Here is a 26,264-nt window from a genome sequence, read left to right as displayed (position 1 = left end):
GAAGCACGCCCCGCCGACGGGCCACTAGGATCGACGACCTGATGACTGCCACCCTCGTCGCCAAGAACCTCGCCGCCGGACACGGCGACCGCTCGCTCTTCACCGGGCTCGACCTCGTCGTCGCACCCGGTGACGTGATCGGTCTCGTCGGTGCCAACGGCGCGGGCAAGTCCACCCTGCTGCGCCTGCTCGCCGGTCTGAGCACCCCCGAGCAGGGCGAGCTCAGGCTCTCCCCGCCGACCGCGACCGTCGGACACCTGCCGCAGGAACCCGAGCGGCGGCCCGGCGAGAGCGTGCGCGAGTTTCTCGCCCGCCGCACCGGGGTCGCCGCCGCCCAGCTGGCGATGGACGAGGCCACCCAGGGCCTGGTCGACGGCGCCCCGGGGGCCGACGACGCCTACGCGACGAGCCTGGAGCGCTGGCTCGACCTCGGCGGCGCCGACCTCGAGGAGCGGGCCGAGGAGGTCGCCGACTCGCTCGGCCTCGGCATCGGCCTGGACCAGCCGATGACGTCCCTGTCCGGCGGCCAGGCCGCCCGCGCGGGCCTCGCCTCGCTGCTGCTGTCCCGGTACGACGTCTTCCTGCTCGACGAGCCCACCAACGACCTCGACCTCGACGGCCTGGAGCGCCTGGAGCGCTTCGTGAGCGGCCTGCGCGCGGGCACCGTCGTCGTCAGCCACGACCGCGAGTTCCTCACCCGCACCGTGACCAAGGTCCTGGAACTCGACCTCGCCCAGCAGCAGGTGAACCTCTACGGCGGCGGCTACGCGGCCTATCTGGAGGAGCGGGACGTCGCCCGCAGGCACGCCCGCGAGGACTACGAGGAGTACGCCGACAAGCGGGCCGCCCTCCAGGACCGCGCGCAGATGCAGCGCTCCTGGATGGACAAGGGCGTCAAGAACGCCCGGCGCAAGGCGAACAACGACAACGACAAGATCGGCCGCAAGTTCCGCAGCGAGGCCAGCGAGAAGCAGGCCGCGAAGGCCCGGCAGACCCAGCGCATGATCGAGCGGCTGGAGACCGTCGAGGAACCGCGCAAGGAGTGGGAGCTGCGCATGGAGATCGCCACGGCGCCGCGCTCGGGCGCGGTGGTGGCGACCCTGCGGGACGCCGAGGTGCGGCGCGGGGACTTCACGTTCGGACCGGTGTCGCTCCAGATCGACTGGGCGGACCGGGTCGCGGTCACCGGCGCGAACGGCGCTGGCAAGTCGACCCTGCTCGGCGCGCTCCTCGGCCGGATCCCGCTGGACGCCGGACACGCCGCCCTGGGCCCCGGTGTCCTGGTCGGCGAGGTCGACCAGGCCCGCGGGCTGTTCCTCGGCACGGAGTCCCTGCTGGACGCGTTCTGCGCGGCCGTGCCCGACACCGAACCGGTCGAGGTCCGTACGCTGCTGGCCAAGTTCGGTCTGAAGTCGGACCACGTGCTGCGTCAGGCGTCGAGCCTGTCACCCGGCGAGCGCACCCGCGCCGCGCTGGCCCTGCTCCAGGGCCGGGGGGTCAACCTCCTGGTGCTCGACGAGCCGACGAACCACCTCGACCTGCCGGCGATCGAGCAGCTCGAGTCCGCCCTGGACGCCTACGAGGGCACGCTCCTGCTGGTCACCCACGACCGCCGGATGCTCGACGCGGTCCAGGTCACCCGCCGCCTGGAGGTCGCCGACGGCAAGGTGACGGAACGCTGACGCACGCGCCGCCGTACGTCGGGCCGACGAGGCGCCGACGCCCGTACGGCCGCCGTACACCGAGGTGGCAGTGCGCCGAGGGGCCCGGCCCCGGACAGCTCCGGGGCCGGGCCCTTCGCCGTGTCAGCCCTTGCCCTTCTTCGGGTCGAGCAGCCCGGCCCGGCGCAGCGCGTCGGCCATCGCGCTGTTGGCGGGGGCGGGAGCCGGCCGGCCACCGCCACCGCCGCCACCGGCACGACCCTGGCCCTGCCGTCCTTGCTGCCCCTGCCCCTGCCGCTGCTGCCCCTGGCGCTGCTGGGGCGGACGGCCGCCGCGCTGCTGACGGCCGCCGCCGCCCTGCCGCTGCTCGCCGTCCTGCGCCGCCGCCTCGTCGTCCAGCCGCAGCGTCAGCGAGATCCGCTTGCGCGGGATGTCCACGTCGAGGACCTTCACCTTGACGATGTCACCGGGCTTCACCACGTCCCGCGGGTCCTTCACGAACGTCCGCGACAACGCGGAGACGTGCGCCAGACCGTCCTGGTGGACGCCGACGTCGATGAACGCCCCGAAGGCCGCGACGTTCGTGACGACCCCTTCCAGGATCATCCCCGAGGACAGGTCGGAGATCTTCTCGACGCCCTCCTTGAAGGTCGCCGTCCTGAACGCGGGCCGCGGGTCGCGCCCCGGCTTCTCCAGCTCCCTCAGGATGTCGGTCACCGTCGGCAGACCGAACTTCTCGTCCACGAAGTCGTCCGGCCTGAGCGAACGCAGCACCGAGGTGTTGCCGACCAGCGAGGCCACCTCCTGCCCCGAGGTCTTCACCATGCGCCGCACCACCGGGTACGCCTCCGGGTGCACGCTGGAGGTGTCCAGCGGGTCGTCGCCGCCGCGGATCCGCAGGAAGCCCGCGCACTGCTCGTAGGCCTTGGGACCGAGCCGGGCCACGCCCTTGAGCTGGGCACGGGACCTGAACGGCCCGTTCGCGTCCCGGTGCGCCACGATGTTCTCGGCCAGCCCCGAGGAGATGCCGGACACCCGCGACAGCAGCGGGGCGGACGCCGTGTTCACGTCCACGCCGACGCCGTTCACACAGTCCTCGACCACCGCGTCCAGCGAGCGCGACAGCTTCACCTCGGACAGGTCGTGCTGGTACTGGCCGACACCGATGGACTTGGGGTCGATCTTCACCAGCTCGGCCAGCGGGTCCTGGAGCCGGCGCGCGATGGAGACCGCGCCGCGCAGCGACACGTCCATGTCGGGCAGTTCCTGCGAGGCGAACGCGGAGGCCGAGTACACGGACGCGCCCGCCTCCGACACCATCACCTTGGTGAGCTTCAGCTCCGGGTGCCTGGTGATGAGGTCACCGGCGAGCTTGTCGGTCTCGCGGGACGCCGTGCCGTTGCCGATGGCGATCAGCTCGACCGCGTGCTCCCCGGCCAGCCGGGCCAGCTTCGCGAGGGCCTCGTCCCACTTGTTGGCCGGGACGTGCGGGTAGATGACGTCGGTCGCCACCACCTTGCCGGTCGCGTCGACCACGGCCACCTTCACGCCCGTACGGAAACCGGGGTCGAGGCCCAGCGTCGCGCGCGTGCCCGCCGGGGCGGCCAGCAGCAGGTCCCGCAGGTTCGCCGCGAAGACGTTCACCGCCTCGTCCTCGGCGGCCGTGCGCAGCCGCAGCCTGAGGTCGATGCCCAGGTGCACCAGCAGCCGGGTGCGCCAGGCCCAGCGGACCGTGTCCGTCAGCCACTTGTCACCGGGCCGCCCGCGGTCGGCGATGCCGAAGCGGTGGGCGACGGTCCCCTCGTACGAGCTCGGGCCGTCCGTCGGCTCCTCCGGCTCCAGGACGAGGTCGAGGACCTCCTCCTTCTCGCCGCGCAGCATCGCCAGGATCCGGTGCGAGGGCAGCTCGGTGAACGGCTCGGCGAAGTCGAAGTAGTCGGCGAACTTGGCGCCCGCCTCCTCCTTGCCCTCCCGCACCCTGGCGGCCAGCCGCCCGCGCACCCACATGCGTTCGCGCAGCTCGCCGACGAGGTCGGCGTCCTCGGAGAACCGCTCGGTGAGGATCGCGCGGGCGCCGTCCAGCGCGGCCTGCGCATCGGCGACACCCTTGTCGGCGTCGACGAACGCGGCGGCCGCCGCGAGGGGGGCCACGGCCGGGTCGCCGAGCAGGCCGTCGGCCAGCGGCTCCAGACCCGCCTCGCGCGCGATCTGCGCCTTGGTGCGCCGCTTGGGCTTGTACGGCAGGTAGATGTCCTCCAGGCGCGCCTTGGTCTCGGCCGCCAGGATCTGCGCCCGGAGCTCGTCGGTGAGCTTGCCCTGCTCGCGCACCGACTCCAGGATCGCCGTCCGCCGCTCCTCCAGCTCCCGCAGATAGCGCAGCCGCTCCTCGATCGTGCGCAGCTGCGCGTCGTCGAGCATCTCGGTCGCTTCCTTGCGGTAGCGGGCGACGAAGGGCACCGTCGCACCGCCGTCGAGCAGCTCGACGGCAGCCTTGACCTGCCGCTCCCGTACGCCGAGCTCCTCGGCGATCCTGCCTTCGATGGACCCTACTTCGATGGACCCGGGTGTCGTCACGATCCCGTACCGCCTTCTCCACTGAGGTTGCGCGGCAATTGTGGCAGGTGGTGCCGACAACGGGGGAGCAAGGCGGGACGACGCCGCGGTGTCGCGTCGGATCGGCCGCCGACGGCCGATGGCAGGAAAGGTGGGAAACCCGTCGTTGCGGCCGTCGCCGGGCCCGCCGAGACTCGGACCCATGGCGCAGCGAACCGTTCTCGTCGTCCTCTTCGACGGCGTGCAGAGCCTTGACGTCACCGGCCCGGTCGAGGTCTTCGCGGGTGCGGAGAGCCACACCCCGGGCAGCTACCGCATCCGTACCGCCTCCCTGGACGGCGGGCCGGTCCGCACCTCCAGCGGGCTGACCCTGGTACCCGACGGGGCCCTCACGGATCCGGCCGACGACCCGCACACCCTCCTCGTGCCCGGCGGCGCGGGCACCCGCGAGGCCGACGCCCGCCTGGTCGACCGGCTGCGCGCGCTCGCGCCGCGGGCCGAGCGCCTGGTCTCCGTCTGCACCGGGGCGATCCTGCTCGCGGCGGCGGGCCTGTTGGACGGACACCGCGCCACGACCCACTGGGCCTACTGCGACAAGCTCGCCCGCGACCACCCGGCGGTCGAGGTGGACCCCGACCCCATCTACGTACGGGACCGGCGGGTCGCCACCTCGGCCGGTGTCACCGCCGGCATCGACCTGGCGCTCGCCCTGGTGGAGGAGGACCTGGGCCGGGAGGTCGCGCTGCGGGTCGCCCGTCATCTCGTGGTCTTCCTGCGCCGGCCGGGGAACCAGGCCCAGTTCAGCGCACAGCTCGCCGCCCAGACGGCACGACGGGAGCCCTTGCGCGACGTCCAGCAGTACATCACCGAGCATCCGGCCGGGGACCTGAGCGTGGAGTCGCTGGCCGCCCGCGCGGCCCTCTCGCCGCGCCACTTCGCCCGCGCCTTCCGGGCCGAGACCGGCACGACCCCCGGCCGGTACGTCGACCGGGTGCGCCTCGAACACGCCCGCCGCCTGCTGGAGGACACCGGGGACGGGGTCGAGGAGATATCCCGCGCCAGCGGCTACGGCACCGCCGAGGCCATGCGGCGCGCGTTCGTCAGGACGCTCGGCACCTCACCGGCCGAGTACCGGCGCCGCTTCCGCCCGGCCCGCGCCACCCGCTGACCGGCCCGGACCGGCCACTGCCACGCCACCCGCGACCGGCCCCGGGCCGGTCGTTGCCCGGCCCCGGGCCCCGCACCGGGCACCGTTCGCCGCCCTCGACGGCGGCCGTCATCCACTCACCACCCCTGACCCGAGCCGAGCCCGCTCCCCCGTCCGAAAGAAAAGAAAGGCCATTCGATGCAGATCGCCATCCTGCTCTTCGACCGTTTCACCGCCCTCGACGCCGTGGGCCCGTACGAGACTCTCGGCCGGCTGCCGGACGCCGACACCGTCTTCGTGGCCGAACACACCGGCCCGGTCCGCTCCGACACCGGGAGCCTCGCCCTTGTCGCCGACCGCACCCTCGCGGACGTGCCGCACCCCGACATCGTGGTCGTCCCGGGCGGCCCCGGGCAGACCTCGCAGATGGACAACGAGGTCCTCCTCGGCTGGCTGCGCACGGCGGACACGACCAGCACCTGGACGACCTCGGTGTGCAGCGGCTCCCTGCTGCTGGCCGCCGCCGGTTTCCTCCGGGGCCGTCGCGCGACCTCCCACTGGCTGGCCCTGGAGCACCTGGACCGGTTCGGCGCCGAGCCCACGGGCGAGCGGGTCGTGTTCGACGGCAAGTACGTCACCGCCGCCGGTGTTTCCGCCGGCATCGACATGGGCCTCACCCTGCTCGGCCGGATCGCCGGCGACGAGCACGCGCAGGCCGTACAGCTGCTGACCGAGTACGACCCGCAGCCGCCCTACGACGCGGGATCCCCGCAGAAGGCGCCCGCGCACCTGGTCGAGGAGTTCCGCCGGAACAGCCGGTTCATCCTGACGCAGTCCAGGTGAAGCGCGGCTGCCTGCGCTCCAGGAACGCGGCGACGCCCTCCGCGGTGTCGTCGGCTGCGCGGGCCTGCTCGGCCCAGTGGGCGTCCCGGTCGGTGCGTCCGTCCGCGAACTCCTTCGCCGCGGCCTGGGTGAGCCGGGAGCGCGAGACCAGGACGCGGGTGAACTCGGCGACCCGCTTGTCGAGTCCGCCCGCGGGCAGCACCTCGTCGACCAGGCCCGTCCGCAGCGCCCGCGCCGTGTCGATCAGCTCGCCCGAGAACAGCAGGTACTTGGTGGCGGCCGGACCGATCAGCGACGCCAGCCGCCTGGTCGAGGAGGAGGGGTAGACGATCCCCAGCTTCGCCGGGGTCACCCCGAACAGCGCGTCCTCCTCGGCGAACCGCAGATCGCAGGCCGCCGCGAGCTGCGAGCCACCGCCCACGCAGTGCCCCCGTACCGCCGCGAGCGTCGGCTTGGGGAAGGCGGCCAGCGCCTCCTCGGCGAGCACGGCCAGCCCCTGGGCCTCCGCGGGCGAGCCCTTGAGGGTGGAGATGTCGGCTCCGGCGCAGAACGTGTCGCCCTCGCCGGTCAGGACCAGGGCCCGTACGTCCGGATCGGCGGCCAGGGTGTCCAGCAGCGGCGGCAGTGCCCGCCACATCGCGGCGGTCATGGCGTTGCGCTTGGCCGGGTGGTGGATGACGACGGTGGCCACCGACTCGGTGACACGGTGCAGCAGCTGGGGCTCCATGCGGCGGATCGTAGCCGCAGGCCGGACGGGTGCGGCCGGCCGGTCCGGGGCCGGACGCGCGACCCTTCCCGACAAACACGTACAACCCGAATAGTTCGTGAAGTTGGCACGATCGGGGCAATACTCGACCTTTCAGGTGACTGAATTGGTCATCAAGAGTCAGAAGTGATCGATAATCGCTGACTTCTGTTCAGGTCTTCGGCGTGGAGCTTTGCGTTACCAACACTCGACGTGTGGTGACAATCGAGCGCAAGGGTGGCGACCGGACGATGGAGAACCACGGGCGCGGGGTGGGCCCACGTCCTGAAGACGCACCGGAGGGCGCGGCGGGCGAACCCCTCGGGGCGAGAGCCACCGATCCGCTGCCGTACGAGGGCGTGTGGCGGTTCACCGCCCCCGCTCTCGACGCGTCCGTCCCGCAGGCGCGGCACGCCGTGCGGGACCTGCTGTACCGCCAGGGCGTACCGGCTTCCGACGACCTCGTCCAGGGTCTGCTGCTGATCGTCTCGGAGCTGGTGACGAACGCCGTCAAGCACGCGGCGCTCCTGTCGCCGACGCTCGCCGTGGAGGTGGCCGTCGGAGCCGAATGGGTACGGGTGTCGGTGGAGGACAACCACCCCTACCGTCCGACCGCCCTGGAGGCCGACCACGCCCAGGTGGGCGGTCGCGGGCTGCTGCTGGTCCGTGAGATCACCCTGGAGGCGGGCGGGGTGTGCGACGTCGAGCACACGTCGAGCGGCGGCAAGGTGATCTGGGCCGCCCTGCCGCTCAAGCCCGTCCGGGTGCACTGACCGCGGGTCGTGCGCGCCGGTCGGCGAGCCGGCCGGGAGGTCACCAGCCCGCAGAGGTTCCCGTCAGTTCCCGCACGGCGGGCCGCGCGGCGTCCAGCACGGTCATGAACCACGCGGAGAACGTGTCCTTCGCGTGCCGCTCCGCCAGTTCGGCGGGGCTCACGAAGGCGGTCCCGCCGACCTCCTCCGGGTCCGGCCGCAGCGTGGACTGCACCAGGCCGACGAACAGATGGTTGTACTCCTGCTCGACCAGGCCCGAGTCCGGGTCCGGGTGGTTGTAACGGACCGTGCCGGCCTCCGCGAGCAGCGTCGGGGAGACCCCGAGCTCCTCGTACGTCCGCCGGGCCGCCGCCGCGAACGGCGCCTCGCCGGGGTAGGGGTGGCCGCAGCAGGTGTTCGACCACACGCCGGGGGAGTGGTACTTGCCCGGCGCCCGCTGCTGGAGCAGCAGCCGGCCGTGCTCGTCGAAGAGGAACACCGAGAACGCGCGATGGAGCTGTCCCGGCGGCTGATGGGCGGCGAGCTTCTCGGCGGTCCCGATCGTCACACCGTTCTCGTCGACCAGTTCCAGCAGAATCGCGTCCGCGGCGCCGTTCGACGCACTGTGCTTCGCGGTGGCAGGTGTGATCGGCATACCCATCCTTAGCATCGGTCCTCGCGCCCCAAGTCTGCCGTACGGATCCGGCACTCCCGGCACTTCACGGCGCCACCGCATGTCCCGTGCCGGGCGACGCGGGACACGGCTGACGCCGGTCGGACGCCGTGAGCCGGGCGCCCGGTAGGTGATCGTGCCCGTCGGGGTGAACGGGGAACCGCCCGTAAGGGGGGCGCGCGGACGTCGGGTCGCGCGAGGAACGACGCGCGCCCGCCGGACCGCCGGGACAGCCTCAGTGGCAGAGCCGTTCCTCGTGTTCCGCGTGGCCGACCGGTTCCAGCTGGAAGGTGCAGTGCGAGACGTCGAAGTGGTCGCCCAGGCAGCCCTGGAGTTCGTGCAGCATCTTCTCGTGGCCGATCGCGTTCAGTACGTCGGAGCGCACCACGACGTGCGCGGACAGCACCGGCATCCCCGAGGTGATCGTCCAGGCGTGCAGGTCGTGCACGTTCTCGACGCCGTCCAGCGCGAGTATGTGGGCCCGTACCTCCGCCATGTCGACGTTCTTCGGGGCCGCCTCCAGCAGCACGTCGAGGGTCTCGCGCAGCAGCTTCACCGTTCGCGGCACGATCATCAGACCGATGACGAGCGAGGCGATCGGGTCGGCCGCCTGCCAGCCGGTGGTGAGGATCACCGTCGCCGAGATCAGCACCGCCACGGACCCCAGCGCGTCGGCCGCCACCTCCAGGAACGCCCCCCGTACGTTCAGGCTGTGCTGCTGGCCGCGCATCAGCAGCAGCAGCGAGACGGTGTTGGCGACCAGACCGATCAGGCCGAACACGATCATGAGACCGCCCTCGGTGTCGGCCGGCGTGAAGAAGCGCTGGACCGCCTCGTAGAGGACGTATCCGCCGACGCAGAGCAGCAGTAGGCCGTTGGCGAGCGCGGCGAGGATCTCGGCGCGGGCGTACCCGAAGGTGCGGTGGGGGCTGGCCGGCCGGTTCGCGACATGGATGGCCACCAGGGCCATGCCCAGCCCCAGGGCGTCTGTCGCCATGTGCGCCGCGTCCGCGACCAGCGCGAGGGAGTCGGCGAGCACCCCGCCGACGATCTCCACCACCGTGACGGCGAGCGTGATCGACAGCGCCACGCGCAGCCGGCCCCGGTACGCGGCGGCCGCCGTCCCGGTCGCCGGCGCGCCGTGGCCGTGCGCATGACCGTGCGCATGACCGTGAGCATGGTCGTGCCCTACCCCCATGGGAAACGCCTCCTGTGATCCGCCCGGGACCACAGTCAACTACGGGTGGGGGGTATCGGGCAACGCGGCACTGAACACCGTTGTCATGTGCCCTGACCTGCACAAACGAAGCGCAGGTCAGGGCGGGTCGGCCGCCTGGACCGAGGGTTCGGCGGCCGTGGCGCTCAGCGGCGGTGGTGCAGTCGCCAGCCCTGCCAGGCCGACTCGACCATCTCGCGCGTCCCGCGCCGGGCCGTCCAGCCGAGCTCGTCCGCGGCCCGGACCGCCGAGGCGACCGCGCGGGGAGCGTCCCCGGGGCGCCGGGGCTCGACGACCGCCGGACGGTCGTCGCCCGTGACCTCGCCGATGAGCGTGACCAGCTCGCGTACGGAGACGCCCTCGCCGCGGCCGATGTTCACCGTCAGATCGCCCGAGGCCTCCGGCGCCGACAGCCGGCGGGCCGCCGCGAGGTGCGCCTCGGCGAGATCGGCGACGTGGATGTAGTCACGGACGCAGGTGCCGTCCGGCGTCGGATAGTCGTCGCCGAAGATCCGCGGGGCCTCGTCGCGGGTGAGCCGGTCGAACACCATGGGGACGATGTTGAAGACCCCGGTGTCCGCCAGTTCCGGGGCCGCCGCGCCCGCCACGTTGAAGTAGCGCAGACAGGTCGTCGCGATGCCGTGCGCCCGGCCGGCCGCCCGCACCAGCCACTCCCCGGCGAGCTTGGTCTCGCCGTAGGGGTTCACCGGGGCGCACGGGGTGTCCTCCGTGATGAGGTCCACGTCCGGGTTTCCGTAGACGGCCGCGGACGACGAGAACAGGAACCGTCCGACCCCGGCCCCGGCGACCGCATCGAGGAGCGTGGCGAGAGCGCCCAGGTTCTCCTGGTAGTAGCGCATGGGCTGCGCCACGGACTCCGCCACCTGCTTGCGGGCCGCGAGATGCACCACACCCGTCACCGCGTGCTCGGCGAGGACCCGCTTGAGCAGGTCGCCGTCCGCGGTCGAGCCGTGGACCAGCGGGATGCCCGCCGGCAGCCGGGTGGGCACCCCCGCCGACAGGTCGTCCAGTGCCACGACCCGTTCCCCGGCCTCGGCCATGGCCCGTGCCACATGCGCCCCGATGTATCCGGCTCCGCCGGTGATCAGCCATGTCATGGTCGCCCACCCTATGCCGGACGGCACGCTCCCCGGGGGTGCCCGCCGGGTGTGCCGCGCGGGGCGCGGGTTTGTCGGCCGGGCCGCCCATCACCCATGATGATCTCGGCAGAATCAGGCAAAGGCCGGAACAGACTACGCTGATCGGATCATGAACGGGCGGTGAACACGCCTCCGGCGACATCGGATAGCCTCTGCCGACATGCCGCCCGCCCGGAGCAGCCGAGCGGCGCCCCCATCGTGCACATGACCGGCGCCGTCGCGTCGGTTCCCAGGGAGATGAGTTCGGTTGTCGACCGCCATCCTCACCGGCCAACCGGTCCCCGGATCGTCGATCGAGACCGATCTGCGGTCACTGGGCTTCGACGTCCGGATCGCCGACGGCGCAGCCGACGTCGGACCCCTGCTCGCCCAGGTTCCGGGTGAGCAGCGGGTCGCCGTCGTCGACGCGCGGTTCGTCGGCCATCCGCACGCGCTGCGGCTCGGCCTGACCGACCCGCGCTTCCCGCTCGCCGCGGTGCCCGGTGCCGTGACCGCGCAGCCCGCGGCCCGCTCCGCGCTGACCGCCGCCCTCGACCGGGAGTACGCCACGGGCGCCGGCCCGGCACCGGCCGCCGACCCGCTCGCCGACGCCCCCGCCGACCACTTCGTCGACCGGGTCGTGACCGTCCTGGACGAGCAGGGCGCCGACGTCCGGCGCCCCGAGCTCGGCAGTCTGGTCGCCACGGTCCCCGACGACCCGCAGACCCGCAACGAGGCACGGCAGGCCGTCGCCGCCGTCGACGACGAGGCCGTACGCCTGAAGTCGGCCGTGAAGGCCCGAGACGGCTTCTTCACCACCTTCTGCATCAGCCCGTACTCGCGCTACATCGCCCGCTGGTGCGCCCGCCGCGGTCTCACCCCGAACCAGGTCACCACCGCCTCTCTGCTCACCGCGCTGATCGCGGCGGCGAGCGCGGCCACCGGCACCCGGGCCGGGTTCGTCGCGGCCGGCGTCCTGCTGATCGCGTCGTTCGTGCTGGACTGCACCGACGGCCAGCTCGCCCGCTACTCGCTCCAGTACTCCACGCTCGGCGCCTGGCTGGACGCCACCTTCGACCGCGCCAAGGAGTACGCGTACTACGCCGGTCTCGCCCTGGGCGCGGCCCGCGGCGGCGACGACGTCTGGGCCCTGGCCCTGGGCGCCATGGTGCTCCAGACCTGCCGGCACGTCGTGGACTTCTCCTTCAACGAGGCCAACCACGACGCCGACGCCAACACCAGCCCCACCGCGGCCCTCTCCGACCGGCTCGACAGCGTCGGCTGGACCGTCTGGCTGCGCCGGATGATAGTGCTGCCCATCGGCGAACGATGGGCCATGATCGCCGTCCTCACGGCACTGACGACCCCCCGCATCACCTTCTACGCGCTGCTGATCGGCTGCGCCTTCGCGGCGACGTACACCACGGCCGGCCGCGTGCTGCGCTCGGTGACCCGCAAGGCGAAGCGGACCGACCGGGCCGCGCGGGCGCTGGCCGACCTCGCGGACAGCGGACCCCTGGTGGAGCTGGTGCTGCGCACCGCGCGCGGTACCTACCGGCGCTCCGGGGTCTACGCCGCCGCGGCCGGCAGCGTCCTGGTGGCGGGCTCGGCGCTGCTCTGGGGCGCCGGCTGGCAGACCGTCCTGTGTGCTCTCGGTTACGTCCTGCTGTCCGCCGCCGCCGTCCAGCGCCCCCTCAAGGGCGCCCTCGACTGGCTGGTCCCCCCGCTGTTCCGGGCCGCCGAGTACGGCACCGTCCTGGTACTGGCGGCCAAAGCCGATGCGAACGGGGTGCTTCCGGCGGCTTTCGGGCTGGTGGCCGCCGTCGCCTACCATCACTACGACACGGTGTACCGCATCCGCGGTGACGCCGGCGCGCCCCCGGCCTGGCTGGTGCGCGCGATCGGGGGGCACGAGGGCCGGACTCTGCTGGTGACCGTTCTGGCCCTGGCACTGACCGCCTCGCAGTTCGGGGTCGCGCTCACGGTCCTCGCCGTGGCCGTCGCCCTGGTGGTGCTCCTCGAGAGCATCCGCTTCTGGGTGTCCGCCCACCAGGTCGGCGCACCCGCCGTACACGATGAAGGAGAACCCGCATGATCGGCCTCGTGCTGGCGGCCGGCGCCGGACGGCGTCTGCGCCCCTACACCGACAGCCTTCCCAAGGCTCTGGTGCCGGTGGGGCCCGCGGGCATAGAGGGCGGCCCCGACGAGATCACGGTTCTCGACCTCACCCTCGGCAACTTCGCCGAGATCGGTCTGACCGAGGTCGCGATCATCGTCGGCTACCGCAAGGAGGCCGTGTACGAGCGCAAGGCGGCCCTGGAGCAGAAGTACGGCCTGAAGCTCACCCTCATCGACAACGACAAGGCCGAGGAGTGGAACAACGCCTACTCCCTGTGGTGCGGCCGTGACGCCCTCAAGGACGGGGTGATCCTCGCCAACGGCGACACCGTCCACCCGGTCTCCGTGGAGAAGACGCTGCTCGCCGCCCGTGGCGACGGCAAGAAGATCATCCTCGCCGTGGACACCGTGAAGTCGCTGGCCGACGAGGAGATGAAGGTCGTCGTCGACGCCGAGCGCGGCATGACGAAGATCACCAAGCTGATGGACCCCGCGGAGGCGAGCGGCGAGTACATCGGCGTCACCCTCATCGAGGGCGACGCCGCCCCCGAGCTCGCGGACGCCCTGAAGACGGTGTGGGAGACCGACCCGCAGCAGTTCTACGAGCACGGCTACCAGGAGCTCGTCGACCGCGGCTTCCGCATCGACGTGGCACCGATCGGCGAGGTCAGCTGGGTCGAGATCGACAATCACGACGATCTCGCCAGGGGACGGGAGATCGCGTGCCGGTACTGACACGACTGATCCCCTCGCCGGTCGTCGTGGACATCCGTCCGGGTGCCCTCGACGACCTGGGCGGTGTGCTCGCGGACGAGCGCGTCTCGCACTCCGGCCGGCTCGCCGTCGCCGTCAGCGGCGGCTCGGGGGCCCGGCTGCGCGAGCGCGTCGCCCCCTCGCTGCCGGGTGCCACCTGGTACGAGGTCGGCGGGGGCACGCTCGACGACGCGATCCGGCTGGCCGGCGAGATCAAGGCCAGCCGCTACGACGCGGTCGTGGGCCTGGGCGGCGGCAAGATCATCGACTGCGCCAAGTTCGCCGCGGCGCGGGTCGGCCTCCCGCTGGTCGCCGTCCCGACGAACCTCGCGCACGACGGACTGTGCTCGCCGGTCGCCACCCTCGACAACGACGCGGGCCGCGGCTCCTACGGGGTGCCGAACCCGATCGCGGTCGTCATCGACCTCGACGTCATCCGCGAGGCCCCGGTCCGCTTCGTCCGGGCCGGGATCGGCGACGCCGTCTCCAACATCTCGGCGATCGCGGACTGGGAGCTCGCCCACCGCGTCAAGGGCGAGAAGATCGACGGCCTGGCCGCCGCCATGGCCCGGCAGGCCGGCGAGGCGGTGCTGCGCCACCCCGGCGGCATCGGCGACAACGGCTTCCTCCAGGTGCTGGCCGAGTCGCTGGTCCTCAGCGGTATCGCGATGTCGGTGTCGGGCGACTCCCGTCCGTCCTCCGGCGCGTGCCACGAGATCAACCACGCGTTCGACCTGCTGTTCCCCAAGCGCGCTGCCGCCCACGGCGAGCAGTGCGGACTGGGCGCGGCCTTCGCGATGTACCTGCGCGGCGCGCACGAGGAGTCGGCCTACATGGCCGAGGTCCTGCGCCGTCACGGGCTGCCGGTGCTGCCGGAGGAGATCGGCTTCAGCACGGACGAGTTCGTCCGGGTCGTCGAGTTCGCCCCCGAGACCCGGCCCGGCCGCTACACGATCCTCGAACACCTCGAACTCAAGACCGACCAGATCAAGGACATCTACACCGACTATGTCAAGGCCATCGGTAGCTGAACTCCGTCCGGTCGTCCATCCCGAAGGGGTGAAGGACCGGCGCAGCGGTGAGCACTGGATGGGGCGCCTCTACATGCGCGAGGTGTCCCTGCGGGTCGACCGCTACCTGGTGAACACCAGGGTCACGCCCAACCAGCTCACGTACCTGATGACCGTCTTCGGCGTGCTCGCGGCCCCGGCGCTGCTGGTGCCGGGGATCTGGGGCGCCGTGCTCGGCGTGGTCTGCGTGCAGATGTACCTGCTGCTGGACTGCGTCGACGGCGAGATCGCGCGCTGGAAGAAGCAGTACTCGCTCGGCGGGGTCTACCTCGACCGGGTCGGTGCCTATCTGACCGACGCCGCGGTGCTGGTCGGCTTCGGCCTGCGCGCCGCCGATCTCTGGGGCTCCGGGCGGATCGACTGGCTCTGGGCCTTCCTCGGCACGCTGGCCGCCCTCGGCGCGATCCTGATCAAGGCCGAGACCGACCTCGTCGGTGTCGCCCGCCACCAGGGCGGACTGCCGCCCGTCAAGGAGGCGGCGTCCGAGCCGCGCTCGTCGGGCATGGCACTGGCCCGCCGGGCCGCGGCCGCGCTGAAGTTCCACCGGCTGATCCTCGGCATCGAGGCGTCCCTGCTGATCCTGGTCCTGGCGGTGCTGGACCAGATGCGCGGCGACCTGTACTTCTCCCGGCTGGGCGTCGCGGTGCTCGCGGGCATCGCGCTGCTCCAGACCGTGCTGCACCTGGTGTCCGTCCTCGCGTCGAGCAGGCTGCGATGAGCGGCCTGAAGGTCGGCGCCGTCGTCATCACCATGGGCAACCGCCCCGACGAGCTCAAGGCCCTGATCGACTCGGTCGCCAAGCAGGAGGGCGACCTGGTCGAGGTGGTCGTCGTCGGCAACGGCTCGCCCGTGCCGGACGTCGGCGAGTACGCGTCGGCCGTGCGCACCGTGGAGCTCCCCGAGAACCTCGGCATCCCCGGCGGCCGCAACACGGGCATCGAGGCCTTCGGCCCGGCCGGCCGCGACGTCGACATACTTCTCTTCCTCGACGACGACGGCCTGCTGGCCCAGCACGACACCGCCGAGCTGTGCCGGCAGGCCTTCGCGGCCGACCCCGAGCTCGGCATCATCAGCTTCCGCATCGCCGACCCGGACACCGGCGTCACCCAGCGCCGGCACGTGCCACGGCTGCGCGCCGCCGACCCGATGCGCTCCTCCCGGGTCACCACCTTCCTCGGCGGCGCCAACGCGGTCCGTACGAAGGTCTTCGCCGAGGTCGGCGGGCTGCCGGACGAGTTCTTCTACGCGCACGAGGAGACCGACCTCGCGTGGCGGGCCCTCGACGCGGGCTGGATGATCGACTACCGCTCCGACATGGTGCTCTTCCATCCCACGACCGCGCCCTCGCGGCACGCCGTCTACCACCGGATGGTCGCGCGCAACCGGGTCTGGCTGGCCCGCCGCAACCTGCCCGCGCCCCTGGTCCCGGTCTATCTCGGCGTCTGGCTGCTGCTGACGCTGCTGCGCCGCCCCTCGCGACCGGCCCTGAAGGCCTGGTTCGGCGGATTCAGGGAAGGCTGGACCACAGCCTGCGGACCCCGGCGCCCCATGAGGTGGCGTACGGTGTGGCGGCTGACCCGGTTGGGCCGGCCCCCAATCATCTGACAAGCTCGTTCCCGACAGCGGGCGGGCCGCGCGAAGGTCCGGGTCCGTGCCGGGCACACACGGGCCGAGCACCCCGAGGACGAGAGTTTTCCTGGTGACAGAGACGACACACGACGGCGGAGCCGCGGCGGGCGCGGTCCCGCCGTCCGACGAGGGCCGCACGGCGGCGCGGCTCGCCGCGGAGTACGGGCCGTCCGTGCCCGGCGCCCGGCCGTCCGCCGGCGGCGGGTGCGGCCGCTTCCGGCACGCGGAGGAGAGGTACGGCCGTGGCTGAGCCGGAGCGCCGGGACGACCGGCCCACCGTGATCGCGGACGACGTGCACATCGTGTACCGGGTCAGCGGCGCCAAGTCCGGCAAGGGCAGCGCCACCGCCGCGCTCAGCCGTATCGTCAAGCGCGGCGAGGCGCGCGGGGTGCGCAAGGTGCACGCCGTACGGGGCGTCTCCTTCGTCGCCTACCGGGGCGAGGCCATCGGGCTGATCGGCTCGAACGGTTCCGGCAAGTCGACCCTGCTGCGGGCCATCGCCGGCCTGCTGCCGCCGGAGAGCGGCCGGGTGTACACCGACGGCCAGCCCTCCCTGCTGGGCGTCAACGCGGCCCTGATGGGCGACCTCACCGGCGAGCGGAACGTCATCCTGGGCGGTCTCGCCATGGGCATGTCCCGTGAGGAGATCAAGGAGCGCTACCAGGGAATCGTCGACTTCTCCGGCATCAACGAGAAGGGCGACTTCATCAGCCTGCCGATGCGTACCTACTCCTCCGGCATGGGCGCCCGGCTGCGCTTCGCCATCGCCGCCGCCAAGGACCACGACGTCCTGATGATCGACGAGGCGCTGGCCACCGGCGACCGCAGGTTCCAGCGGCGCTCCGAGGAGCGCATCCGCGAGCTGCGCAAGGAGGCCGGCACGGTGTTCCTGGTCAGCCACAGCAACAGCTCCATCCGCGACACCTGCGACCGCGTGCTGTGGCTGGAACGCGGCGAGCTGCGGATGGACGGACCGACCGACGAGGTCCTCAAGGAGTACGAGAAGTTCACGGGCAAGTAGCCCGTGTCGCCCGGGGCCCCGCCGGAACTGCTTCGGCGGGGCCCCGCGTCTGCAAAGGAAACGTCAACTCCGGCCCCGCGCAGGAATCTTGACGCCGATCGGTGTGTTGTTGTGATGTGCAGGACACCCCCGAGAACCTCACTGCGTTGTACAACGTAAGCTGTACTGGTCCCGAAACACGGCAAGTGGGGCGATAATGCGCGACAGCCTCTTCGCGGGCGGCCGCGCGGACGGCCGGGCGGCGTGTCCGAAATAGTATGCATGGGGTCGTCGGTGTAGAACGGGAGATGTGACGGCAATGGCTACGGAAACTCCCCAGCTCAGCGCAGCATGTGCCGTCTTCGCCCGGGGCAGTCGGCGGTGACGGGAACCGATGCGGCCCGCACCGGGGACCCGGAGCGCGGCACGCTCGACAAGGCCGCGGACGAGAACTTCCCCGTGGCCCCCTTCTTCCTGCCCAGGGCCTGGCGCACCGACCTCATGGCCGTCTACGGCTTCGCCCGTCTCGTCGACGACATCGGCGACGGCGACCTCGCGCCCGGCGGCGCGGACGCCCGGCTGCTCGGCGTGCCGGACGCGGCGGCCGAGGACCGGCTCGTCCTGCTGGACGCCTTCGAGGCCGACCTCCACCGGGTCTTCGACGCCACCCCGCGCCACCCCCTGCTGCGCCGCCTCCAGCCGACCGTCCGCCGCCACGCGCTGACCCCCGAGCCGTTCCTCGGCCTGATCGCCGCCAACCGCCAGGACCAGCTCGTCCGCCGCTACGAGACCTACGACGACCTGCTCGCCTACTGCGAGCTGTCCGCCAACCCCGTCGGACGCCTCGTCCTCGCCGTCACCGGCACCTCGACCCCCGAGCGGATCCGCCGCTCCGACGCGATCTGCACGGCGCTCCAGATCGTCGAGCACCTCCAGGACGTGACCGAGGACCTCGGCCGCGACCGCGTCTACCTGCCCGCACAGGACATGAAGCGCTTTCACGTCCGGGATGCGGATCTCGCCACGGCCACCGCGGGCGCGTCGGTGCGCGCACTGGTCGCGTACGAAGCACAACGCGCCCGCGATCTCCTGAATGAAGGCGCCCCTCTGGTGGGTAGCGTCCACGGCAGGCTGAGACTGCTGCTCGCGGGGTTCGTGGCGGGGGGAAGGGCGGCGATCCGAGCGATCGCCGCCGCCGAATACGACGTACTTCCCGGCCCGCCCAAGCCCGGCAAGCTCCAGTTGCTGCGCGAGGCGGGCGTGGCTCTGCGAGGAGAGAGGTGATCCGGACCGTGGAGTCGGAACAGCACGTGTCCGCACCGGTGCTCGCCGCCTACAGCTACTGCGAGGCAGTGACCGGACAGCAGGCGCGCAACTTCGCCTACGGCATCAGGCTGCTGCCGACGCCCAAGCGCCGTGCCATGTCGGCGCTGTACGCGTTCTCGCGCCGTGTCGACGACATCGGCGACGGCTCGCTGGCCGACGACGTCAAGGTGACCCGGCTGGAGGACACCCGGGCGCTGCTGACCCGGATCCGCGAGGGCGCGGTCGAGGAGGACGACACCGACCCGGTGGCCGTCGCCCTCACCCACGCCGCCGGGGCCTTCCCGATCCCGCTGGGCGGCCTGGACGAGCTGATCGACGGCGTGCAGATGGACGTACGCGGCGAGACCTACGAGACCTGGGACGACCTCAAGGTCTACTGCCGGTGCGTGGCCGGCGCCATCGGACGGCTCTCCCTCGGGGTGTTCGGCACCGAGCCGGGTGCCCGGGGCGCCGAACGCGCGGCGGAGTACGCCGACACGCTCGGGCTCGCGCTGCAGCTCACCAACATCCTCCGCGACGTCCGCGAGGACGCCGAGGGCGGCCGCACCTACCTGCCCGCCGACGACCTCGCGAAGTTCGGCTGCTCGGCCGGGTTCGACGGCCCGACACCGCCCGAGGGCTCCGACTTCGCGGGCCTGGTGCACTTCGAGGTGCGCCGGGCACGCGCGCTGTTCGCCGAGGGCTACGGGCTGCTGCCCATGCTCGACCGGCGCAGCGGCGCCTGCGTGGCCGCCATGGCCGGCATCTACCGGCGCCTGCTCGACCGCATCGAGCGCGACCCGGGGGCCGTGCTGCGCGGCCGGGTCTCGCTGCCCGGACGGGAGAAGGCCTACGTCGCCGTGCGCGGACTGTCCGGACTCGACACCCGGCACGTCTCCCGGCGCACCCTCAGGAGGCGCGCCTGATGGACGGCGTGGGAGAAGGCGACTCCGCCGCGGAAATGCGGCACGCAACCCTCCGGCCGGGCACGGCGTCCCTGACTGCGACGGCCTGTCGTGCACGGTTCCAGCGGTGCGACCGGGCCGCAGGGGAGGGTGCACGATGAGCGACGCACAGCGGTCCGGGCCGCCCGCGGGCGCCGGATCGGCGACCGGGCGGGACGCCGTCGTGGTCGGCGGCGGACTGGCCGGGGTCACCGCCGCCCTCGCGCTCGCCGACGCGGGCGTGCGCGTCACCCTGCTGGAGGGTCGGCCCAGACTCGGCGGCCTCGCCTTCTCGTTCCGGCGCGGCGAGCTGACCGTCGACAACGGACAGCATGTCTTCCTGCGCTGCTGCACCGCCTACCGGTGGTTCCTGGAGCGCATCGAGGGGACCGCGCTGGCCCCCTTGCAGGATCGTCTCGACGTGCCCGTTCTCGACCTGGACCGGCCCGCGGGCCGCCGTCTGGGCAGACTCCGGCGCGACGCGCTGCCGGTGCCCCTGCATCTCGGCCGCAGCCTGGCGACGTACCCGCATCTCTCGCTCGCCGAGCGGGCCCGGGTCGGCCGTGCCGCACTCGCGCTCAAGGGACTCGACCTCACCGATCCCGCCCTGGACACCCAGGACTTCGGGACCTGGCTGGCCGCGCACGGTCAGTCGCCGCGCGCCGTCGAGGCACTGTGGGACCTGGTGGGGGTCGCCACCCTCAACGCGGTGGCCCAGGACGCGTCCCTCGGGCTCGCCGCGATGGTGTTCAAGACCGGTCTGCTGTCCGACCCGGGTGCCGCCGACATCGGCTGGGCGCATGTCCCGCTGGGCGAACTGCACGACCGCCTCGCCCGCAAGGCGCTCGACTCCGCGGGCGTCCGTACCGAGGTCCGTACACGCGTCACCTCCGTCTCCCAGAACGAGAACGGGCGGTGGAGCGTTCAGGTTCCCGGCGAGACGTTGGAGGCCGACGCGGTCGTACTCGCCACCGCCCAGCGCGAGGCCCACGACCTCTTGCCGGCCGGCGCCCTCGACGACCCCGGCCGGCTGCTGGAGATCGGCACCGCGCCCATCCTCAACATCCACGTCGTGTACGACCGCAAGGTGCTCGACACGCCCTTCCTCGCGGCCCTCGGCACCCCGGTGCAGTGGGTCTTCGACCGTACGGCCGCCTCCGGGCTGCGCGAGGGCCAGTACCTCGCGCTCTCCCAGTCGGCCGCGCAGGACGACATCGACGCGCCCGTCGCCGCCCTGCGCGAGCGCTACCTGCCCGAGCTGGAGCGGTTGCTGCCCGGCACCCGGGCGGCAGCCGTACGGGACTTCTTCGTCACCAGGGAGCGCACGGCCACGTTCGCCCCCGCCCCCGGCGTCGGGCGGCTGCGCCCCGGCGCCCGCACCCAAGCCCCCGGCCTCTACCTGGCCGGCGCGTGGACCGCCACCGGGTGGCCCGCGACCATGGAGAGTGCGGTCCGAAGCGGTGTGAGCGCGGCGGACGCCGCGCTCGGCGCCCTGGGCCGGCCCCGCCCCCACCACCTCTTCGCCCTCGAGGAGGCGGCCTGATGCTCGATCAGCACGGCCCGGCAGGCCCCCGCACCCCTGGCACCGCAACAAGAGGAGAAACTGTGCCCACTGTGCCCCCGGCCTCGACGGCTGCCGAGGCGGTGGACGTGACCGCGCTCCTGGAGCGCGGCCGAACCCTGGCCACACCGGTGCTGCGCGCGGCCGTCGACCGTCTGGCGCCGCCCATGGACACCGTCTCGGCCTACCACTTCGGCTGGATCGACGCCCAGGGCAACCCCACGGAGGGCGACGGCGGGAAGGCCGTGCGCCCCGCGCTCGCCGTGCTCTCCGCCGAGGTCACCGGAGCCGCTCCCGAGGTCGGCGTGCCCGGCGCGGTGGCCGTGGAACTCGTCCACAACTTCTCGCTCCTGCACGACGACCTCATGGACGGCGACGAGCAGCGCCGCCACCGCGACACCGTCTGGAAGGTGCACGGTCCCGCCCAGGCGATCCTCGTCGGCGACGCCCTGTTCGCCCTCGCCAACGAGGTCCTGCTGGAGCTCGGCACCGTCGAGGCCGGCCGGGCCACCCGCCGGCTGACCGCCGCCAGCCGCGCCCTGATCGACGGCCAGGCCCAGGACATCTCCTACGAGCACCGCGACCGCGTCAGCGTCGAGGAGTGCCTGGAGATGGAGGGCAACAAGACCGGCGCCCTGCTGGCCTGCGCCAGCTCCATCGGCGCGGTGCTCGGCGGCGCGGACGACCGGACCGCCGACACCCTGGAGCGCTACGGCTACCACCTCGGCCTGGCCTTCCAGGCCGTCGACGACCTCCTCGGCATCTGGGGCGACCCGGAGGCCACCGGCAAGCAGACCTGGAGCGACCTGCGCCAGCGCAAGAAGTCCCTGCCGGTCGTGGCCGCCCTCGCGGCGGACGGGTCCGCCTCGACGCGGCTGGGCGAGATCCTCGCCGCCGACGCCAAGAGCAGTGACTTCGCGAACTTCTCCGAGGAGGAGTTCGCGGCCCGCGCCGCTCTCATCGAGGAGGCCGGCGGCCGCGAGTGGACCGCCGAGGAGGCGCGCCGGCAGCACACCATCGCCATCGAGGCGCTGAACGCCGTCGACATGCCCGAGCAGGTACGGGCCCGGTTCACGGCGCTCGCCGACTTCGTCGTCGTACGAAAGAGATGATCACTATCGGTCGAATAGCCCTCGCGTAGTCGCCGGCCGGTGTCGCGGGTAGCGGCACACCGGCCGACGGCGGACCCACAGCAGCACGACTCGTACGACTGCACGAAGGGGAAGCCATGACAGCGACGACCGACGGAAGTCCCGGGGCCCTGCCGCCCCGTGCTGCCGCGGCCAGCGAAACCGACGTCACCATCCCCGCGGCGGCCGGGGTACAAGAAGCCGCCGAAGGCGCCGTGCGGCGCGCCACCGACTTCCTGCTCGCCAGGCAGGACGCCGAGGGCTGGTGGAAGGGCGACCTCGAGACCAACGTCACGATGGACGCCGAGGACCTGCTGCTACGTCAGTTCCTGGGCATCGAAGACGAGTTGACGACCAGGGCGGCCGGACTCTTCATCCGGGGCGAGCAGCGCGAGGACGGCACCTGGGCCGGCTTCTACGGCGGTCCGGGCGAACTCTCCACCACCATCGAGGCGTACGTCGCGCTCCGGCTGGCCGGGGACGCCCCCGACGAACCGCACATGGCGAAGGCGTCGGCCTGGATCCGCGACCGGGGCGGCATCGCCGCCGCCCGTGTCTTCACCCGGATCTGGCTCGCCCTGTTCGGCTGGTGGAAGTGGGAGGACCTGCCCGAACTCCCCCCGGAGATCATCTACTTCCCCAAGTGGGTCCCGCTCAACATCTACGACTTCGGCTGCTGGGCCCGGCAGACCATCGTGCCGCTGACGATCGTCTCCGCGAAGCGCCCGGTGCGCCCGGCCCCCTTCTCCCTCGACGAACTGCACACCGACCCCGCCCGTCCCAACCCGGGCGGAGCGCTGGCCCCGGCGGCGAGCTGGGACGGCGCCTTCCAGCGGCTCGACAAGGCCCTGCACGCGCTGCGCAGGGTCGCGCCGCGCAGACTGCGCCGCGCGGCCCTGAACTCGGCGGCCCGCTGGATCGTCGAACGGCAGGAGAACGACGGCTGCTGGGGCGGCATCCAGCCGCCGGCCGTGTACTCGGTCATCGCGCTGTACCTGCTCGGCTACGACCTCCAGCACCCCGTGATGCGCGCGGGCCTCGAGTCACTGGACCGGTTCGCCGTCTGGCGCGAGGACGGCGCCCGGATGATCGAGGCCTGCCAGTCCCCGGTGTGGGACACCTGCCTGGCCGCCATCGCCCTCGCCGACGCCGGACTGCCCGCCGACCATCCGCAACTCGTCAAGGCCGCCGACTGGATGCTCGGCGAGCAGGTCGTGAGGCCCGGCGACTGGTCGGTCAAGCGGCCCGGACTCCCGCCGGGCGGCTGGGCGTTCGAGTTCCACAACGACAACTACCCCGACATGGACGACACCGCCGAGGTCGTCCTCGCGCTGCGCCGCATCCGCCACCACGACCCCGAGCGGGTCGAGAAGGCGATCGGACGCGGGGTGCGCTGGAACCTCGGGATGCAGTCGAAGAACGGCGCCTGGGGCGCCTTCGACGTCGACAACACCAGCCCGTTCCCCAACCGGCTGCCGTTCTGCGACTTCGGCGAGGTCGTCGACCCGCCGTCGGCGGACGTCACCGCGCACGTCGTCGAGATGCTCGCCGTCGAGGGTCTCGCCCACGACCCGCGCACCCGGCGCGGCATCCAGTGGCTGCTGGCCGCACAGGAGCCGAACGGCTCCTGGTTCGGGCGCTGGGGCGTCAACTACGTCTACGGCACCGGCTCGGTGGTGCCCGCGCTGACCACGGCCGGCCTGCCCACCTCGCACCCCGCGATCCGCCGGGCCGTCCTGTGGCTGGAGTCGGTCCAGAACGACGACGGCGGCTGGGGCGAGGACCTGCGCTCCTACCAGGACAGCAGGGAGTGGAGCGGCAAGGGCGCCTCCACCGCCTCGCAGACCGCGTGGGCGCTGATGGCGCTGCTCGCGGCGGGGGAGCGCGACTCCAAGGCCGTGGAACGCGCCGTCGAGTGGCTCGTGACCACCCAGCGGGCGGACGGCTCCTGGGACGAGCCGTACTTCACCGGCACCGGCTTCCCCTGGGACTTCTCCATCAACTACCACCTCTACCGGCAGGTGTTCCCGCTCACCGCGCTCGGCCGGTACCTGCACGGCGAGCCCTTCTCCGAGGCCGAGGGGGGCTGATGAGCGCCAAGTCCGCCCCGGCCCCGATGCTGATCGCCTGCGCGCTCGGCATCGAGCACCTCGCGCTGCGGACCAGCGACCGCAGCGGCGCGGACGGCCCGGTCACCGTGCTGCGCACGGGCATGGGGCCCAGGGCGGCCGAGCGCTCGGTGACCCGGGTGCTGGCCGAGGCGCCGCTGACCGAGGCCGCCGTGCTGGCCACCGGCTTCTGCGCGGGGCTCGCCCCGGGGATGCACCCCGGTGACCTGGTGGTCGCGGAGGAGACCCGGGACCCGCGCGGAAACGTTCCGTGCGTGGGGACCGAGCTGCTCGTCAAGGAGCTGGTGCGCACCCTGCCCGGACGTACCGTCCACACCGGGCCGCTCATCGGCTCCGACCACGTCGTCCGCGGGCCGGAGCGGTCCGCCCTGCTCGCCACCGGCGCGATCGCGGTCGACATGGAGTCGGCCGCCACGCTCCTGGGCGCCGTACGGGCGGGCGAGCGCCCGGTTGCGGCCGTACGGGTGGTCGTGGACGCTCCCGAACATGAACTCGTCCGGATCGGCACCGTACGCGGTGGAATATCGGCCTTCCGCGTCCTTCGCTCCGTACTTCCCGCTTTTTTCGAATGGCACCGTTCTTTGCTGCTCCCCCGGAGGTGAGCCCAGATGGCCATGCCGCTGCGTCAGTCCATCAAGGTCGCTACATACCTGGCCGAACAGAAGCTCCGCAAGCGGGACAAGTTCCCGCTGATCGTGGAGCTGGAACCGCTCTTCGCGTGCAACCTGAAGTGCGAGGGCTGCGGCAAGATCCAGCATCCGGCGGGTGTCCTCAAGCAGCGGATGCCGGTCGCGCAGGCCGTCGGGGCGGTGCTCGAGTCCGGTGCCCCCATGGTGTCCATCGCCGGCGGCGAGCCGCTGATGCACCCTCAGATCGACGAGATCGTGCGCCAGTTGGTGGCCAGGAGGAAGTACGTCTTCCTCTGCACCAACGCGATGCTGCTGCGCAAGAAGATGGAGAAGTTCACCCCCTCCCCCTACTTCGCCTTCGCGGTGCACATCGACGGGCTGCGTGAGCGGCACGACGAGTCGGTCGCGAAGGAAGGCGTGTTCGACGAGGCGGTGGCGGCCATCAAGGAGGCCAAGCGGCGCGGCTTCCGGGTGACCACCAACTCCACCTTCTTCAACACCGACACCCCGCAGACCATCATCGAGGTGCTCAACTTCCTCAACGACGACCTCAAGGTCGACGAGATGATGATCTCGCCCGCCTACGCCTACGAGAAGGCGCCCGACCAGGAGCACTTCCTGGGCGTGGAACAGACCCGCGAACTGTTCAAGAAGGCCTTCGCGGGCGGCAACCGGCGCAAGTGGCGGCTCAACCACTCCCCGCTCTTCCTGGACTTCCTGGAGGGCAAGGTCGACTTCCCGTGCACCGCGTGGGCGATCCCGAACTACTCGCTGTTCGGCTGGCAGCGTCCCTGCTACCTGATGAGCGACGGGTACGTGCCGACGTACCGCGAGCTGATCGAGGAAACCGACTGGGACAAGTACGGCCGCGGCAAGGACCCGCGCTGCGCCAACTGCATGGCGCACTGCGGCTACGAGCCCACCGCCGTCCTCGCCACCATGGGATCGCTGAAGGAGTCGCTGCGCGCCATGCGCGAGACGGTCTCCGGAAACCGCGAGTGACGTCATGACGGCCATCTCCTTGGGCGTTCCCGAGGTGCCGGCCCGGCCGATCGCCCAGCGGCGTGCGTCGCGGCGGATCGACGTCGGGCCGGTGGCCGTCGGGGGCGGCGCGCCGGTGTCGGTGCAGTCGATGACGACGACGCGGACGTCGGACATCGGTGCGACGTTGCAGCAGATCGCGGAGCTGACGGCGTCGGGGTGTCAGATCGTGCGGGTGGCGTGTCCGACGCAGGACGACGCGGACGCGTTGGCGACGATCGCGCG

25 protein-coding genes are annotated in these 26,264 nt (G+C 72.3%); 20 read left to right on the top strand and 5 right to left on the bottom strand.

The window, feature by feature from the left end:
• Positions 1–41 precede the first annotated feature (41 nt).
• Positions 42–1,682, top strand: a complete 1,641-nt coding sequence (locus ACWC24_RS36510) for an ABC-F family ATP-binding cassette domain-containing protein (RefSeq protein ID WP_450667215.1) — start codon at positions 42–44, stop codon at positions 1,680–1,682.
• Between the two features lie 123 nt (positions 1,683–1,805).
• Here the strand turns inward: ACWC24_RS36510 and ACWC24_RS36505 are convergent, their stop codons facing one another.
• Positions 1,806–4,235: a Tex family protein gene (locus tag ACWC24_RS36505; protein WP_450667214.1), complete on the bottom strand. Its 2,430-nt coding sequence runs from the start codon at positions 4,233–4,235 to the stop codon at positions 1,806–1,808.
• Positions 4,236–4,416: 181 nt separating this feature from the next.
• On the opposite strand from ACWC24_RS36505, the gene ACWC24_RS36500 reads away from it, so the two are divergent.
• Both ACWC24_RS36500 and ACWC24_RS36495 read left to right on the top strand, forming a co-directional pair.
• On the top strand, positions 4,417–5,382 hold the full coding sequence (locus ACWC24_RS36500; RefSeq protein ID WP_450667213.1) for a GlxA family transcriptional regulator: 966 nt from the start codon (positions 4,417–4,419) through the stop codon (positions 5,380–5,382).
• A gap of 177 nt (positions 5,383–5,559) precedes the next feature.
• A complete protein-coding gene (locus ACWC24_RS36495; RefSeq protein WP_450667212.1) occupies positions 5,560–6,204 on the top strand; it encodes a DJ-1/PfpI family protein in 645 nt (214 codons plus the stop codon).
• On the opposite strand, the gene ACWC24_RS36490 is transcribed toward ACWC24_RS36495, so the two are convergent.
• Entirely contained in the window at positions 6,182–6,931 is a 750-nt protein-coding gene (locus ACWC24_RS36490) for an enoyl-CoA hydratase/isomerase family protein (protein ID WP_450667211.1), read from the bottom strand. The two genes, ACWC24_RS36495 and ACWC24_RS36490, sit on opposite strands and share 23 nt — an antisense overlap.
• A gap of 269 nt (positions 6,932–7,200) precedes the next feature.
• On the opposite strand from ACWC24_RS36490, the gene ACWC24_RS36485 reads away from it, so the two are divergent.
• Positions 7,201–7,722 carry an ATP-binding protein gene (locus tag ACWC24_RS36485; RefSeq protein WP_450667243.1) on the top strand — a complete coding sequence of 174 codons (522 nt, stop codon included), beginning with the start codon at positions 7,201–7,203 and terminating at the stop codon, positions 7,720–7,722.
• 40 nt (positions 7,723–7,762) lie between these two features.
• On the opposite strand, the gene idi is transcribed toward ACWC24_RS36485, so the two are convergent.
• The 3 genes from idi to galE all read right to left on the bottom strand — a co-directional run bounded on the left by idi (position 7,763) and on the right by galE (position 10,708).
• A complete protein-coding gene (idi, locus tag ACWC24_RS36480) occupies positions 7,763–8,356 on the bottom strand; it encodes an isopentenyl-diphosphate Delta-isomerase (protein WP_450667210.1) in 594 nt (197 codons plus the stop codon).
• Positions 8,357–8,609: 253 nt separating this feature from the next.
• Entirely contained in the window at positions 8,610–9,572 is a 963-nt protein-coding gene (locus tag ACWC24_RS36475; protein ID WP_450667209.1) for a cation diffusion facilitator family transporter, read from the bottom strand.
• 164 nt (positions 9,573–9,736) lie between these two features.
• Positions 9,737–10,708 (bottom strand): UDP-glucose 4-epimerase GalE, encoded by a 972-nt coding sequence (gene galE / locus ACWC24_RS36470; RefSeq protein WP_450667208.1) that lies wholly within the window; start codon positions 10,706–10,708, stop codon positions 9,737–9,739.
• Between the two features lie 289 nt (positions 10,709–10,997).
• On the opposite strand from galE, the gene ACWC24_RS36465 reads away from it, so the two are divergent.
• The 16 genes from ACWC24_RS36465 to ACWC24_RS36390 form a co-directional block, all read left to right on the top strand.
• Positions 10,998–12,824, top strand: coding sequence for a DUF5941 domain-containing protein (locus ACWC24_RS36465; protein WP_450667207.1), 1,827 nt, complete (start codon positions 10,998–11,000; stop codon positions 12,822–12,824).
• Positions 12,821–13,582, top strand: coding sequence for a phosphocholine cytidylyltransferase family protein (locus ACWC24_RS36460; protein ID WP_450667206.1), 762 nt, complete (start codon positions 12,821–12,823; stop codon positions 13,580–13,582). Before ACWC24_RS36465 ends, ACWC24_RS36460 begins: the two co-directional genes overlap by 4 nt.
• The gene (locus tag ACWC24_RS36455) at positions 13,570–14,631 is read left to right on the top strand and encodes an iron-containing alcohol dehydrogenase family protein (protein ID WP_450667205.1); all 1,062 of its coding nucleotides are present in this window, start codon (positions 13,570–13,572) and stop codon (positions 14,629–14,631) included. The genes ACWC24_RS36460 and ACWC24_RS36455 overlap by 13 nt, the downstream gene beginning before the upstream one ends.
• Positions 14,609–15,388 (top strand): CDP-alcohol phosphatidyltransferase family protein, encoded by a 780-nt coding sequence (locus ACWC24_RS36450; protein WP_450667204.1) that lies wholly within the window; start codon positions 14,609–14,611, stop codon positions 15,386–15,388. Before ACWC24_RS36455 ends, ACWC24_RS36450 begins: the two co-directional genes overlap by 23 nt.
• A complete protein-coding gene (locus ACWC24_RS36445) occupies positions 15,385–16,275 on the top strand; it encodes a glycosyltransferase family 2 protein (protein ID WP_450667203.1) in 891 nt (296 codons plus the stop codon). Before ACWC24_RS36450 ends, ACWC24_RS36445 begins: the two co-directional genes overlap by 4 nt.
• Positions 16,276–16,369: 94 nt before the next feature.
• A complete protein-coding gene (locus ACWC24_RS36440; protein WP_450667202.1) occupies positions 16,370–16,549 on the top strand; it encodes a hypothetical protein in 180 nt (59 codons plus the stop codon).
• Entirely contained in the window at positions 16,542–17,321 is a 780-nt protein-coding gene (locus ACWC24_RS36435) for an ABC transporter ATP-binding protein (protein ID WP_450667201.1), read from the top strand. Before ACWC24_RS36440 ends, ACWC24_RS36435 begins: the two co-directional genes overlap by 8 nt.
• A gap of 360 nt (positions 17,322–17,681) precedes the next feature.
• Positions 17,682–18,584 (top strand): squalene synthase HpnC, encoded by a 903-nt coding sequence (gene hpnC, locus ACWC24_RS36430; RefSeq protein WP_450667200.1) that lies wholly within the window; start codon positions 17,682–17,684, stop codon positions 18,582–18,584.
• Entirely contained in the window at positions 18,581–19,531 is a 951-nt protein-coding gene (gene hpnD, locus ACWC24_RS36425) for a presqualene diphosphate synthase HpnD (protein WP_450667199.1), read from the top strand. Before hpnC ends, hpnD begins: the two co-directional genes overlap by 4 nt.
• Complete coding sequence (locus ACWC24_RS36420) at positions 19,531–19,671, top strand: DUF6380 family protein (RefSeq protein WP_450667198.1); 141 nt, start codon at positions 19,531–19,533, stop codon at positions 19,669–19,671. Before hpnD ends, ACWC24_RS36420 begins: the two co-directional genes overlap by 1 nt.
• On the top strand, positions 19,668–21,092 hold the full coding sequence (hpnE, locus tag ACWC24_RS36415) for a hydroxysqualene dehydroxylase HpnE (protein WP_450667197.1): 1,425 nt from the start codon (positions 19,668–19,670) through the stop codon (positions 21,090–21,092). Before ACWC24_RS36420 ends, hpnE begins: the two co-directional genes overlap by 4 nt.
• 71 nt (positions 21,093–21,163) lie before the next feature.
• On the top strand, positions 21,164–22,222 hold the full coding sequence (locus ACWC24_RS36410; RefSeq protein ID WP_450667242.1) for a polyprenyl synthetase family protein: 1,059 nt from the start codon (positions 21,164–21,166) through the stop codon (positions 22,220–22,222).
• A gap of 116 nt (positions 22,223–22,338) precedes the next feature.
• Positions 22,339–24,330 carry a squalene--hopene cyclase gene (gene shc / locus ACWC24_RS36405; protein ID WP_450667196.1) on the top strand — a complete coding sequence of 664 codons (1,992 nt, stop codon included), beginning with the start codon at positions 22,339–22,341 and terminating at the stop codon, positions 24,328–24,330.
• Entirely contained in the window at positions 24,330–24,971 is a 642-nt protein-coding gene (locus ACWC24_RS36400) for a phosphorylase family protein (protein ID WP_450667195.1), read from the top strand. Before shc ends, ACWC24_RS36400 begins: the two co-directional genes overlap by 1 nt.
• 6 nt (positions 24,972–24,977) lie before the next feature.
• A complete protein-coding gene (gene hpnH / locus ACWC24_RS36395) occupies positions 24,978–26,000 on the top strand; it encodes an adenosyl-hopene transferase HpnH (protein ID WP_450667194.1) in 1,023 nt (340 codons plus the stop codon).
• 4 nt (positions 26,001–26,004) lie between these two features.
• Positions 26,005–26,264, top strand: a 260-nt coding sequence (locus ACWC24_RS36390; protein ID WP_450667193.1) for a flavodoxin-dependent (E)-4-hydroxy-3-methylbut-2-enyl-diphosphate synthase, incomplete at its 3' end; no start/stop codon positions are given.

The organism is Streptomyces sp. NPDC001443 (assembly GCF_053597355.1).
Note: the sequence above shows the minus strand (reverse complement) of the source record. Positions and strands in the feature narration are given on the sequence as shown.